A 14,002-nucleotide genomic window follows, 5' to 3' on the forward strand; every position below is an offset into this window, starting at 1 on the left:
AGTAGTTTGTTATTTAAATAATAAAATAATGGAAAGACTGACATCACAAGAAGAAGACATTATGTTGTATATATGGAAACTGGGCCCCTGTTTCATCCGTGACATACTGAATGAAATGCCTGAACCACGCCCTCCATATACCAGTGTAGCATCGGTTGTACGCAATCTGGAAAAGAAAAAATATGTCACTCCGAAGAAGTTCGGAACGATCACCCAATTTTTTCCCCGGGTGAAAGAGACTGACTACAAGCGAACTTTCATGTCTAATGTTGTCCGCAACTATTTTACAGGTTCTTACAAAGAAATGGTTTCTTTCTTTGTCCGCGACCGCAAACTGTCTAAAAGCGACTTGCAGGAGCTAATGGATCAGATTGAGAAAGAAGAATAATCAACACAAAAGAAATCAGTATGATAATTCCGGTACTTATTTATTTTCTGAAAGTAAACCTGGCATTGGCACTCTTATATGTCTGCTATCGCCTCCTGTTCCGTGAAGACACGTTCTTCAGGTTGCGCAGAGGTGTTTTATTGTCGATTTACTTGATTGCATTCCTGTATCCTCTACCGGATTTAAGCGGCTGGTTGGCTGGTCAGACAAGTGTGGCGGATATAGTCAGTTACTATTCTGTTTTGCTGCCAAAAGAAACCGTTACAATGCCTAATCACGAAATCACTTCTACCACAGGTTGGAAAGAGACTGGGCTTACAGTTATGCAATTAATCTGGCTGGCGGGAACAAGTATCTTACTATTCAGATGTTTGGCAGAGCTATTCACGGTTTGCCGGCTATACAAGAAATGCCGGAAAATCACATTAAACGGCATCCGGATTTGCCTCCTTCCAAAAGATGAAAGTTCTTACTCTTTCTTCAAATGGATTTTTATTTCTCCTTCCCAGGATTACGGGGAAAAGCTTGATGACATTCTGGTACACGAACGCACACACGTCTGTCAATGGCATTCAGCCGACATACTTCTGAGTGAAATCGTCTGCATTATTTGCTGGATCAATCCATTTGCCTGGTGGTTAAAGAAAGAGATCAGCATAAATCATGAATTTATTGCAGATGAACAGGTTATGCTTTCCGGTTTTAACAAGAAAGAATACCAATACCACCTGATCGGAATGGAACAACCCAATATGGCAATAGCGAATTTATATAATAATTTCAGTGTCTTACCACTAAAAAAGAGAATTACGATGTTAAACAAAAAAAGAACAAACAGTGTCAGAAAAGTAAAGTATCTGGCACTGATCCCGATGGCCGCAGGCTTGTTGTTGCTCAATAATATTGATGCAATGGCGCGAGTATTAAATGAAAAGGTAACAGATGTTATCCAGTTGCCGGCTCTTGAAACAGTTGTTTCCGAAACGGAAATTGCCGATCCGCTTCCTCCCGGCAAGGATAAGATTTACGATTTGGATAAATGTGATATTAAACCGGAATTCCCAGGCGGAGAAGGAGCTTTATTGCAATTTCTTGCTAAAAGTATAAAATATCCGGTAGAAGCTCAAAGATTAGGAAAGCAAGGCACAGTCAATATCTCATTTGTTATTGAAAAAGACGGAATGATTACAAATGCTAAAATAGTACAATCTTTATATCCTTCATTGGATAAGGAAGCCTTACGAGTAATAAATTCCATGCCGAAATGGACTCCGGGAAAGCTGAAAGACGGAACGGTTGTCCGCGTACAATATGCTGTCCCATTAACCTATAGATTACAATAATTTAAAGTATTTCCCTTTTTGAGTCGGACACAAAAAAGGCACGCAATCTTCAAAATGCTGCCAGGCGAAAACGAAGATTACATGCCCCACACTCCTCTCAAAAAGGGAGATAATGCCTCAAAGATAGGAGATTCATTCCAGAATATCAATCGATTTACTTGAATTTATTCGACTATAGTCAGACGGGCAAACTTCAAAAGCAGCTGCTTTTGCCCGAAATGGGTAAATGCAACTGTAGCTTTAGCATTACCTCCATCCCCTTCTATTGCAGTGACTTCGCCTTCACCGAAGCGATCATGCCGGACTTTGGCTCCCACATACAAGCCCGAAAGATCGGAAGCCGGAGCCGAGGAAGGAGAAGCAGCCGCTGTTTCCACCTTTGTCAGACGCGATTGCCGTTGTACGGCTTGGGCAACCGGAGAAACATACGTTTCCCTTTCCACAGCTTTCGGTTGCTGGAAAGGAGAAGCAAAAGCAGACGGACGCTCAAAACGTTCACGTGAAGCGGCCGATGAATCTGTCGCAGCGGTATTTTCCGGCATATGCAGATATTTAGTATCGATATCCCGCAAAAAACGGCTGGGCGAACACATCGCACTTTGTCCGTTCCGGTAACGGCTCTTGGCATAGGTCAACATGCAGTTTTCTTCCGCACGGGTGATAGCGACATAAAAGAGACGGCGTTCTTCTTCAACCGCCCTCGGATTATCCTTCGACATTGACGACGGGAACAAGTCTTCTTCCAAGCCGACAACAAAAACATTCTTAAACTCCAACCCTTTGGCGGCATGAACCGTCATCATCGTCACTTTGTTAGCCTGCTCGTCCTTATCGTTATCCTGATCCGTCAACAAAGATACTTCAGACAAAAAATCGGCCAGCGAAACATGTTCCGCCCCTTCTTCACGCCGTATCTCGCAGAACTCGGCAATACCTTTCAACAACTCCTGCAAGTTCTCCTGTTTACTGATCCCTTCTACCGACCGGTCTTGAAACAAGGTACTCACAATACCGCTTTCTTTGACCACTGCAGAGGCCATTTCTTCTGCAGACAATTTATCGTTCCTTTCGATAAAACCGGCAATCATTTCCCGGAAATCCCCCAGTTTCTTTGCTGTTCCACTATTGATCTGCAAGGCATATCCGATCGGATCATTCAACACGGTCCACAGACTGACATTATGTTCTGTTGCAGCCGCCGTCAGCTTACCTAAAGTCGTCTCTCCTATCCCGCGTGCCGGATAGTTTATGACCCGTTTGAACGCCTCCTCGTCGTGCGGGTTAATGATCAGACGCAGATAAGAAATGACGTCCTTCACCTCCTTACGCTGATAAAAAGACAGGCCACCGTATATCTTATAAGGGATTCCCCGCTTACGCAGCGCCTCTTCGAGAATACGCGACTGGGCGTTGGTACGATACAGAATGGCAAAATCAGCATAATCATAGTTCCGCATACGCATATCGTTGATTTTGCCGGCAACCGCATACCCTTCCTCATAATCGGAATAAGAGGCCAATACAGAGACTTTGTTACCTTCCTCCTTTTCCGAATAAACCGTTTTCTGAATCTGTTTCGTGTTCTTATGGATCAGGCTGTTTGCCGCATTTACAATATTCTGCGTAGAGCGGTAATTCCGTTCCAACTTGAAGATGCGGCACCCCGGATACTGATTCTTAAACTGCAGGATGTTATCGATATTCGCCCCGCGGAACGAATAAATACTCTGTGCATCATCCCCGACAACACAGATGCGGCGGTGCGTCTCGCATAAACGCTGTACGATCAGATGCTGGGCAAAGTTCGTATCCTGATACTCATCGACCAGTACGAAGCGGAAAAAGCTCCGGTATTTCTCCAACACATCCGGATGGTCGCGAAACAGGATATTCGTCTGCAACAGCAAATCGTCGAAATCCATCGCCCCGGCTTGCAGGCAGCGGTTCTGATACCGCTTGTATATCTCGCGCACCAGAGGAACTTTTGAATCCATATCATGTTGCACCAATTCCTTATTTTGTTCATAAGCTTTCCAGGTGACAAGTGCATTTTTTGCATTCGAGATACGGCTTTGTATCATTCCCGGCCGATAGACCTTATCGTCAAGCTGCATTTCCTTCATGATGGAGCGGAGCAGGCTTTTGGAATCGGTTGCATCGTAAATGGTAAAGTTGGACGGATAACCGATATGCTCCGCTTCATTCCTCAGAATACGGGAAAAAAGGGAATGGAACGTCCCCATCCACAACCGGCGCGCCGTCTGTTCGTCCGTCAGAGTGGCGATACGCTCTTTCATCTCGCGAGCCGCCTTATTGGTGAATGTAAGTGCCAGAATGCTCCAGGGCGGCAATCCCTGTTGTAGTAAATAAGCTATTTTATAAGTCAGCACGCGCGTTTTTCCCGACCCGGCTCCCGCGATCACAAGTGAAGGGCCTTCCGTATAGACAACCGCTTCGCGCTGACTTTCATTTAGTTGTTTCAGATATTCTTCCACGTGTCTTGCGTATTTAAAGACACAAAGGTACGATTTTTTATTTATCCTTTCCTGTCAGGTCATCATTCTCGATACTGCGTGCCGCCTTCCTGACTTTTTCTTTCAGATTGCCAAAACTATAGCTAAACGTGATACCGAATGTCCGGCCGAACTTCTTTGTCTTTTGGCGGGATTCAAAATCTGCAAAAGACTCTTTGCTTCTCGACACATGGTAAGATTCCGCAAAATCCTGTCCGCGCAAGGCTATCGTCAGTTTGTCATTCAAAAACGTTTTCCCCAGATAACAGCTATAGAAATAATAGGTTTCCGGCACCCGCCCGATGCTAATCTCCGGACGCATAACACCGGACGAAAGGACAAACCGCCAGCCAGTCCCTATCTTCTGGCTGAAATTAGCAAAGACAGATCCGCTGAAACCGGAGTTGCCGCCTTCCGGGAAATACGCCTCATACTTCTTTACCGGGTGATAATCGAGATATTGAAAGATTGCATTCAAAGAAACGGATGTTTTGGGAGTCGGGTTATATCCCATATATAGCGTAAGGGCGCCCGCATTGAATTTCGAAAGATTTGCATACGTCCTGTTCAGCACGCCTTCTTCGTCGAGAAACTGGTATGCGCTGATCGTACCGTTTCCCCGGGAATAGAGTACTGTTGCCTGCACATTCAGCTTCGACCCGAAATAGCTGTACGACAAGTTGACACGGTGGTTCTTTTCGGCAACCAGCTCCGGATTTCCATACCTGATACTGGTTCCGGATATCAGCACATAAGGATTCAGGTAACCGATTCCCGGACGCCGCAAACGGATATTATAGGCAAGGCGCAACTGTTGCCGGTCACTCAGTTTATACAAGGCTGACAGTGACGGAACCCAATGTGTCGCCCGGTAATCGAAGTCCGTGCCGTTTCCCTGTCTATAGTTTACATCCTGCCAGGAATGTTCCATTCTCAACCCGCTATTCATACTCCAATTACCGAAAGAAAATGTATAACCGGCATAAGCAGCCATAATATTCTGTATGTGCTCATATTCTATCTCCGGCTGGAAATCGGCAGGTTGCCAGCTATCCGATTCCAGATTTCTCTTTTCAGACAACGCCTCACTCCTATTGTTGCGGCGGATGTATTTCAGGCCGCCTTCCAGACGGTGCTTTTCACGGAAAGGATTTACATAATCCAGTTGCAGCGTATGTTCCCGTCCATTAGCCTGGTTGACCTGCCGGTTGAAGGCGTTCAGGTATTGGAGAGAGGGAGAATCCCCTTTCTTATCCGTAATATCCAGATACTGTGTGACATCATCCGGCATATAATCATATTGCCAGGAAGCAGTCAACATCTCCTCCTTATTCCGTTTGAAAAGATGCTGAAAGTCGACTTTAACCGAACTGCTTCCCCATTTCTCCCGTTCGTCCGAAGTCTGATTGTAAGCATAGACAGGATGGTTTCCGGAATCCTGCATATCATAGCCGCTATGGGAAGTTTCCTCATTACGTGCAATATTCAAAGAAGCCGAAACTGCTATCAGATTCAGCGTGTCTATCTCATAGCTGGCCTCCAGTCCGCCGAAGTGCCCCGGAGTCTTATCTTTGGTTGACGATAAGACCTGCAGATAGGATTCTTCCGGCGTGTTAAGCTGGTGCCGTCTATAATCCGTCTCCATTTTCATCCGGTAGTCACTGAAAGAATAGTTGGCGGAAAGCGATAATTTCCCGTATTTCATCGTACCATAGCCGCCAAACATCCGGACTTGGTTCATGACCAAAGCCTGCACACTGGCATTATAGCCCTCGAAATCCGAATTCTTTGTCACGATATTCAAGATGCCGCTTACCCCTTCGGCATCATACTTAGCGCCGGGATCGGTTATCACCTCAATCTTTTTTACCGTTCCGGCGGGAATACTGCGTAAGACTTCTTTCGGGTTGTTGGACAGGATATTCGAGGGCTTCCCATTCATATATATACGGAAACTGCCACTCCCGTTGACCTTCACATTGTCATCTCCGTCTACCGTCACCATCGGAACCTTCCGAAGCATCTCGAGAAGCGTATTCGTTTTGGAATCCGGATCGTCGGCCACGTTATAGGAAGTCTTATCCACCTCCGCCTTTACCAGCGGTTTGGAAGCAACAATGCTGATCTCTGGAAGAGAATCGAGCAGCGACGGCTGGACACCCAATGAATCGGCAGCAAACTCCTTCAACTCATATTTCTTTTTCTCCTGTCCTGCCGTCCCTGCAACGAAAAGGCATGCAATAAATAAATACAATAATTTTTTCATCTGATCTTTTCACCTTTAAACAACAGAGGCAAAAGTAGACCTTCCGCCAAGCGACATCATAAATAAAAGCCGTACAACTGCCTGACATTTATCTGACAAATCCATGACATCCGGTCATTCAGCCTATTCCTGACGATTTTGAGGTTTCAGGGCATTACTTTCTATAATAAATCCTTACCTTCGAACGTTAGTTTTATTATATGATGCAGACAGAAAGAACGATGAACACACGATTAACAGCTAATTTATCCTTATTATTCACATTCGTCATGCTGGCGCTCTCGTTCAGCTTTGGCTTCCATAACTATACCCAAACGCAACGGGCGATCATCAGCGATCTGAACCAGGCGCTACAACAAACCATCATGCAAAAAAGCCATCTGTGGATGAGCCAAGACAGTCTCCGGACCTACTCGCACCTGTCTTCATTATTCGGGAATCCCGTCTCCATCGAAAGCTATAACCGCGATTTTGCGGAAGCACTCAGCTTCTCCGAACTGAAAAAGGAAAAAACAGGGCTGATTATCCAAGTCAAAAACCAAAAAGAAGCAGTTAACCCGCAACCTGTTACAGGAAAGGAACTGTCCGAGCACTATCTGGCAAGCGATACGGTCATCTGGCTATCGGCACAAGTTCCGGCCGAAGATTCCCTGCAAAATAACCTGGGTATCTCTTTTCAGGGCTATGCAAACTGTTCGCCTTTGGATACATTCGGACTGATGAACAAAACATGGCCGGTTATTTTTCTGCTACTGGCTGTTGCTTTTGCAGTAACAGCCTTTTTCCAACTCCGTCACAAAGAAGAAAAAGAAACGACGGAGAAGGCCGACGAGCCTGAAATCTCATACGGGAACCTGACTTTATCCTGCAGCAAAAACTATTTCTATAAAGAGAACAAAGACAAACTGAAACTCACTCCTCAGCAATATTCATTAATGGAGATGTTCTATTTATCGTCGACACACATCCTGGCACGGACTGAGATATGTGAGACCTTATGGCCGGGGAAAATCAACGCCGACGAGACCTTAAACACCCTTATCCGCAGGCTCCGGCCCCTTATCGAAGAAAACACGAATCTGAAAATCACGACCGACCGGGGACGTGCTTATATATTGGAACTGCAAAGCGAAAAGCTATCTCAGCTTTAAGTTGAGTTACTTTTAGTAGGCATATGTGGTACGTCCAAGCATACTTTTCGTATATTTGTCGTATTTATTTGACATATATATGAAAAGACGATAAGCATTGAATTATGATTAATACATTAACATCGTTGCGATTTATATTCGCAATAATGGTTTTCGGAGCACACTGTTACATAATCAACGACTTTTTCAATACCCATTTTTTCAAAGAAGGATTTGTCGGTGTCAGTTTCTTTTTTGTATTAAGCGGTTTTATCATAGCATATAACTATCAAGAGAAACTACAAAAAAGCACTATAACGAAACGTTCTTTTTGGGTAGCACGCATAGCTCGCGTTTATCCCCTGCACTGGCTGACATTATTTATTGCCGCAGGTTTAGGTGGCTATGTCATAACATCCGGGATTGTGGACTGGCTCAAGCATTTTTTAGCTTCGCTCACATTAACAAATGCCTATATACCCAAAGCTGACTATTTTTTCTCGTTCAACAGTCCTTCGTGGAGTTTATGTTGCGAACAGCTTTTTTATATTTGCTTTCCATTTCTTATACCATTGACAAAAAATTACAAGCGCTTGCTTTATGTTTTTGGATTTATGGCCATCTTGATTTTTATAGGTATGTACTTTACACCGGAAGAGAATATAAAAGAATATTGGTATGTCAATCCGATAACCCGTTTTCCGGATTTCATTGTCGGCATGTTGCTATTCCAATTATATGAACGGCTAAAAAATAAAGACATTACTTTTTTACAGGGAAGTCTATTTGAGATCACAGCTGTAGCAGTGTTCTCCGGCTTCTATTTCTATGCAGCCGAAATCCCCAAAGTATATCGCTATTCCTGCTACTATTGGTTACCTGTTGCAGCCATTTTACTAAGCTTCTCACTCCAAAAGGGAGTCATTTCGCGTATTTTGTCTAACCGTGTTTTTATTATTGGAGGAGAAATCAGTTACAGTTTTTATCTGATACACCTTCTTGTACTACAGCTTTATGTAGAATGGCAAAAAAGCAGTACTACTCAGATCGCATGGTACATTTCGATACCCGTTCTTTTCTGCACGGTTATTCTATTAAGCCTGCTTTCTTATTACTACTTTGAAAAGCCGGCGAATAAAAAAATTAAAACAATGCTAAATAAATAACTCATGGAACAACTGACAAACAAAAAAACTCGTATTGAAGTCGTGGATGCTTTACGCGGCTTTGCTGTAATGGCTATTATTCTGGTTCATAATTTGGAACATTTCATATTTCCGGTCTATCCGGCCAGTTCCCCTAACTGGCTTCATATCTTAGACCAAGGTGTTTTTAACGGAGTATTTACCCTTTTTGCAGGCAAAGCCTATGCCATTTTTGCCCTCCTGTTCGGATTTACATTCTACATTCAATGCAATAATCAAAAGAAACAGGGAAAGGATTTTGGTTATCGCTTTCTGTGGCGATTGGTCCTGTTGATTGGTTTTGCCACATTAAACGCGGCCTTTTTCCCGGCTGGAGACGTTTTGCTTCTGTTTGTAGTAGTCGGGTTAGTATTGTTCCTTACTCGAAATTGGAGTGACAAATCTATTATCATAACGGCCATTATTTTCTTGCTACAACCGGTCGAATGGTATCACTATATTGCCAATCTGATAAATCCGGCACACCAGCTACCCGACCTTAAAGTAGGTGAAATGTATGCTGAAGTAGCGGAATACACCAAAAACGGAAGCTTTTGGGATTTCATTTCAGGCAATATCACGTTAGGACAAAAAGCCAGTTTCTTGTGGGCCGTAAATGCCGGACGTTTTTTCCAAACAGCCGGATTGTTCCTTTTAGGCTTCTACATCGGAAGAAAGCAACTTTTCGTAACCACAGAGAACAACCTTCGTTTTTGGGTAAAAACCCTGATAATATCTGCTATTGCATTTGCTCCCCTATACACATTAAAAGAGCTTATTATGGGGAACGACGCAATTGTACAGCAAACTGTCGGAACTGCATTTGACATGTGGCAAAAGTTAGCTTTCACATTGGTCCTGGTTTCGTCTTTCATTCTACTTTACCAGAGCCGGAAATTCAGTCAGGCTGTTAATAATCTGCGTTTTTACGGAAAAATGAGTCTGACCAACTACATAACCCAATCCATCATTGGAGTAATCATTTACTTTCCCTTCGGTTTTTACCTTGCTCCTTATTGCGGATATACGGTTAGCTTACTAATTGGAATTTTCACATTCCTTTTGCAGATAAAATTCAGTAAATGGTGGTTAGGCAAATATAAACAAGGACCGTTGGAGTCTATTTGGCATAAATGGACTTGGATAGGTACAAATAAATAATATAAATGAAAAAGAGAGTATTAAGTCTATTATTGACAGCCAGTCTTGCCTTCCCGGCACTGGCACAAAAGGAGTATGTTCCCGTTCCGGAGAATGTACAGGCAAGAAAAGAGTTTCAGGATAATAAATTCGGTATTTTCCTCCACTACGGCATCTACAGCATGTTGGCGGACGGAGAATGGGCGATGCATAACAAGAATCTCAATTATAAGGAGTATGCCAAATTGGCGGGTGGCTTCTATCCGTCCAAATTCAATGCAGCCGAATGGGTTGCGGCAATCAAGGCATCCGGTGCCAAGTATATTTGTTTCACAACCCGCCATCACGACGGTTTCTCGATGTTCGACAGTAAATACACCGACTACAACGTTGTGAAAGCAACCCCTTTCAAACGGGATATTGTAAAAGAACTGGCGGATGAATGCCATAAACAAGGCATCAAAATCCATTTCTACTATTCCCATATCGACTGGTACCGGAATGACTATTACCCGCTCGGACGAACCGGCCACGGAACAGGACGCACGACACACGGGGAGTGGAAAACCTATTACCAGTTTATGAATAACCAACTGACGGAACTGCTGACCAACTACGGTCCGGTTGGCGCTATCTGGTTTGACGGCTGGTGGGACCAGGACCAGAACCCGGGCTTCGACTGGCAATTGCCCGAACAGTATGCCATGATACATAAACTGCAACCGGCCTGCCTGGTCGGGAACAACCATCACCAGACGCCTTTCCCCGGCGAAGACATACAGATCTTCGAGCGTGACCTGCCCGGAGAAAACAATGCCGGGCTTTCAGGGCAGGAAGTCAGCCCGCTCCCGCTGGAAACCTGCGAAACAATGAACGGTATGTGGGGATATAAGATCACCGACCAGGATTACAAATCGACAAAAACACTGATCCATTATCTGGTGAAAGCCGCCGGAATGAATGCAAACCTGCTGATGAACATCGGCCCGCAACCCAACGGGGAACTGCCTGCCATTTCTGTCGAACGCCTGAAAGAAATGGGAGAATGGATGAAGATATACAGCGAAACGATCTACGGGACCCGCGGCGGCATCGTTCCTCCTCATGACTGGGGCGTGACGACACAGAAAAGCAACAAACTATACGTCCACATCCTAAACCTGCAAGACAAAGGTCTTTTCCTGCCCATCACAGACCAAAAGATCAAGAAAGCAGTCATGTTCACAGATAAGACACCCGTCAAGTTTACGCAAGACAAGCAAGGTGTTGTCCTGAAACTGGCAGAAGTACCGACAGACATCGACTATGTGATAGAACTGGATCTGTAAAACAGGATATTCTTTTATTGATTATACGGTTTATAAGGCGAATACATCACATTCAGTGTCTTGGGCAGCCATACCCGGTAACGCTGTGTCTTGTCCCAAGTATTACCGGCTGATGCAAAATCGCAGAAATGAATCTGTTTGGGGGCGCGATCACCTTCAAGATCCGTCCCCAATACCATCGGAGCCGTAAAAGCCAACCAGGCAAAACCTGGTGCAGCCACAGGAGTCAGCTCGACATACCCGTCTTTGCTGACGATAATAGACGTTTCATCTACAAAACCATCTCCGAAACGACTATCACGAGCCAGGACGACAGGGCCTCGGACAATGGCCTGCGCTTGATTTTTCTCTATCAGACGGGCACGCAGATCCAGCTCGATGCTTATCCGGTCACCCTTTTTCCATTTGCGGTTGAGAGGCAGGTAGGCCCCTTGCAGAACACCGCTTTCCGGCTGTCCATTCACAGAAACCGTCGCCATCTTACTCCATGCCGGAATACGCAAAGCAATCGTAAAAGCAGTTTCTTTAGCAGGATTGACTTCTATATCGATCCGGTCTGTTGCCGGGTAATCCGTGGTTTGCTTCAATTGAACCGGTTTCTTGCCGGGCAAAACCAGAACGGCTTCGGAAGGAGCATAAAAGTTGATATGTACACAATCGTCCTGAACCTGATAAGCAAATTGCGGAATCATAGCAAAGGCACGCGGTCCGTTCGCATTACAGCAATTAATATGCATCCCGCACTGTTCTTCCCCTTCATGGCGCCAACCTTCCAGCGGGCTATATTTCGCAATCTGAGAGGCATCCGCCTTCAACGACGCCATCAATGCATTATAAATGGCCGTCTCCATATAATCGGCATACAAAGAATTGCCCGTAACACCCAATAAACGGTTGCAAAGCTGCATCCAGGTGAAAGTCACACAAGTCTCCATCGTATGGTAAGTCGGCTGCGTCTGGCGTTCTTCTCCCCCATACCAGCATTCAAAAGCACTACCCGATCCGGCGACATTAATCTCTTCCCGGATAATATGCCCGACTGTTTTTTCCACTACGGAAAGATAGAGCGGATTGCCTGTCACTTTGTATAGTTCCAGCAAACCTTCGTAGCAGGACATCATTTCATAAGCCTTTTGCCCGTTCTCACGCGAAAACCAGGTTTTAGGATGCGGGAAACGGTTCGCAACGGGAATATCAGCAATGGCTTTACTGATCAATTGCGGACCTCCGGCTGTTTCCCATTGTCCGACAATATATTTGGCAAAATCGAGATAGCGCGCTTCTTTTGTCCGGTTATACAAGTACATCACCGGTTCCAGGATGGAAGAACTCGGCATACCGACGTAATTTCCTGTCGAAACGATATCAACCTTACCGGGACCAACCTGTGTCATCAAATGGTCGACCACTTTACAGGCCGCTTCCAATGCTTTCTTATCGCCCGAGAGGTCATACCAGGCAATCAAGCCTAAAGAGGTATATTTACGTCCCCATACATCCCATTGCTGCAACTGATATTCCGGCGCATAATTACCGATATATCCGTTTGGCAACTGGGTTTCCATCAAAGATTCCGCAGCATTCTTTATGATCTGGTACAGTTCGGGATCCTGGTTATACCGGTAAGAAGCGATCGCCCCCTGTATCCATTTCCCCCAGAACTCGCTCTGCCAACGTGACTTTTCATCCTGGTGGCGGAAAGGTTCGACCAAATGATCCACATCCTGTGCTTTTACACGATGTGCGATACAATCATCTATACGGGTTCCGACATAACCGGATATTTTAACCTGTTTTACAGAAGAGTTATTGACAATTTGCGCCACACCTGTCATCGAACAGGAACAAGCCAACAGGATAGAAATACTTTTTACGCAGGACAAAATATTCATAATAAACGGATTTAAGAATTACGAAAGCAAAAATAAAAAGTAAGTGATAAAGACATAGTTACAAAATTGACAGAATACCTGCCATTTATGACAATTGATATTCAAGACAGTCCCATGACCGGTCAAGGATAGGAATTATAATGCTTCCAGGTGAAATCCCGTTTTCTGTTGCGTTTCTTATCCCGTTCACTTTTCCAGAAGACGTAACGCAGCATATCTTCCATTGAGAAATCGACGGTGAGGGTCGCTCCTACCGAGCCTCTTCGCTGTCCATCCTTCACTTCCGGCAAGAAAAGGTTCTGGGTACCTACTTTTCCATAAAGAGGCAGTTTCCCAAACCGAATCCGGTCACGTATGACCAGTGATTTAAGCGGTTTATATACAATTCCCCGGATATGCATACCAGCCGTATCAGCAGGATACAGCCAGAAAACAGCTGGAGAAATCGAATCCAACTCCAACGCCCGACAAAGGGTATCAGCTTTTATATATTCCGAAAAATCTTTCAAAACAGGCAGTTCCGAAGGAGCATATTCCGATGGCTGTCCCATATTGATCAACGTCCCCTCCTCGATCGCCTTCAGGTATTCCGGATTAATCCGTATCGTATCTTTACCCGCCAACATCTCGGACACCCAGATCGAATCCTCCTGCAAAGAATTTTGAGCGAAAAGAACCACCGGATATAGAACAAGAAATAAAAGGATCAGCCAACATCTGCACATATCATCTTTATTTTTTATAAAGACAAAAAAAGAGTCGAATCACCCTATCGGGAAGTTCATTAAAATCCTTCAAGTATCTTAAAGAATCGATAT

10 protein-coding genes are annotated in these 14,002 nt (G+C 44.6%); 6 read left to right on the top strand and 4 right to left on the bottom strand.

The genetic code is table 11. The annotated features are described in order from the left end of the window. The first annotated feature begins 28 nt into the window (after positions 1-28). A complete protein-coding gene (locus DWU89_RS14310; protein ID WP_115500314.1) occupies positions 29-388 on the top strand; it encodes a BlaI/MecI/CopY family transcriptional regulator in 360 nt (119 codons plus the stop codon). 20 nt (positions 389-408) lie between these two features. Next, positions 409-1,731, top strand: coding sequence for a M56 family metallopeptidase (locus tag DWU89_RS14315; protein ID WP_115500315.1), 1,323 nt, complete (start codon positions 409-411; stop codon positions 1,729-1,731). A gap of 164 nt (positions 1,732-1,895) precedes the next feature. Here the strand turns inward: DWU89_RS14315 and DWU89_RS14320 are convergent, their stop codons facing one another. Together DWU89_RS14320 and DWU89_RS14325 are read right to left on the bottom strand one after the other, a co-directional pair. Further along, positions 1,896-4,226 (bottom strand): ATP-dependent helicase, encoded by a 2,331-nt coding sequence (locus DWU89_RS14320; RefSeq protein WP_115500316.1) that lies wholly within the window; start codon positions 4,224-4,226, stop codon positions 1,896-1,898. 37 nt (positions 4,227-4,263) lie between these two features. Continuing rightward, a complete protein-coding gene (locus tag DWU89_RS14325; RefSeq protein ID WP_115500317.1) occupies positions 4,264-6,510 on the bottom strand; it encodes an outer membrane beta-barrel family protein in 2,247 nt (748 codons plus the stop codon). 221 nt (positions 6,511-6,731) lie between these two features. On the opposite strand from DWU89_RS14325, the gene DWU89_RS14330 reads away from it, so the two are divergent. The 4 genes from DWU89_RS14330 (at position 6,732) to DWU89_RS14345 (ending at position 11,292) form a co-directional block, all read left to right on the top strand. Then, on the top strand, positions 6,732-7,661 hold the full coding sequence (locus DWU89_RS14330; protein ID WP_115500318.1) for a helix-turn-helix domain-containing protein: 930 nt from the start codon (positions 6,732-6,734) through the stop codon (positions 7,659-7,661). A 104-nt stretch (positions 7,662-7,765) separates the two neighbouring features. Continuing rightward, complete coding sequence (locus tag DWU89_RS14335; protein WP_115500319.1) at positions 7,766-8,806, top strand: acyltransferase family protein; 1,041 nt, start codon at positions 7,766-7,768, stop codon at positions 8,804-8,806. A 3-nt stretch (positions 8,807-8,809) separates the two neighbouring features. Beyond that, the gene (locus tag DWU89_RS14340) at positions 8,810-9,985 is read left to right on the top strand and encodes a DUF418 domain-containing protein (protein WP_115500320.1); all 1,176 of its coding nucleotides are present in this window, start codon (positions 8,810-8,812) and stop codon (positions 9,983-9,985) included. 5 nt (positions 9,986-9,990) lie between these two features. Then, positions 9,991-11,292: an alpha-L-fucosidase gene (locus DWU89_RS14345; RefSeq protein ID WP_115500321.1), complete on the top strand. Its 1,302-nt coding sequence runs from the start codon at positions 9,991-9,993 to the stop codon at positions 11,290-11,292. A 14-nt stretch (positions 11,293-11,306) separates the two neighbouring features. On the opposite strand, the gene DWU89_RS14350 is transcribed toward DWU89_RS14345, so the two are convergent. Both DWU89_RS14350 and DWU89_RS14355 read right to left on the bottom strand, forming a co-directional pair. Then, positions 11,307-13,184, bottom strand: coding sequence for a glycoside hydrolase family 127 protein (locus DWU89_RS14350; protein WP_115500322.1), 1,878 nt, complete (start codon positions 13,182-13,184; stop codon positions 11,307-11,309). 122 nt (positions 13,185-13,306) lie between these two features. After that, positions 13,307-13,909 carry a hypothetical protein gene (locus DWU89_RS14355; RefSeq protein WP_115500323.1) on the bottom strand — a complete coding sequence of 201 codons (603 nt, stop codon included), beginning with the start codon at positions 13,907-13,909 and terminating at the stop codon, positions 13,307-13,309. Positions 13,910-14,002: the final 93 nt, after the last annotated feature.

This window comes from Parabacteroides acidifaciens, from assembly GCF_003363715.1.
Classification (GTDB): Bacteria; Bacteroidota; Bacteroidia; order Bacteroidales; family Tannerellaceae; genus Parabacteroides; species Parabacteroides acidifaciens.

What these genes read in the sequence shown, in the direction of transcription:
- DWU89_RS14310 (WP_115500314.1), top strand. Translation starts at nt 29, where the DNA reads ATGGAAAGACTGACATCACAAGAAGAAGACATTATGTTGTATATATGG.
- DWU89_RS14315 (WP_115500315.1), top strand. Translation starts at nt 409, where the DNA reads ATGATAATTCCGGTACTTATTTATTTTCTGAAAGTAAACCTGGCATTG.
- DWU89_RS14325 (WP_115500317.1), bottom strand. Translation starts at nt 6,510, where the DNA reads ATGAAAAAATTATTGTATTTATTTATTGCATGCCTTTTCGTTGCAGGG.
- DWU89_RS14330 (WP_115500318.1), top strand. Translation starts at nt 6,732, where the DNA reads ATGAACACACGATTAACAGCTAATTTATCCTTATTATTCACATTCGTC.
- DWU89_RS14335 (WP_115500319.1), top strand. Translation starts at nt 7,766, where the DNA reads ATGATTAATACATTAACATCGTTGCGATTTATATTCGCAATAATGGTT.
- DWU89_RS14340 (WP_115500320.1), top strand. Translation starts at nt 8,810, where the DNA reads ATGGAACAACTGACAAACAAAAAAACTCGTATTGAAGTCGTGGATGCT.
- DWU89_RS14345 (WP_115500321.1), top strand. Translation starts at nt 9,991, where the DNA reads ATGAAAAAGAGAGTATTAAGTCTATTATTGACAGCCAGTCTTGCCTTC.
- DWU89_RS14350 (WP_115500322.1), bottom strand. Translation starts at nt 13,184, where the DNA reads ATGAATATTTTGTCCTGCGTAAAAAGTATTTCTATCCTGTTGGCTTGT.
- DWU89_RS14355 (WP_115500323.1), bottom strand. Translation starts at nt 13,909, where the DNA reads ATGTGCAGATGTTGGCTGATCCTTTTATTTCTTGTTCTATATCCGGTG.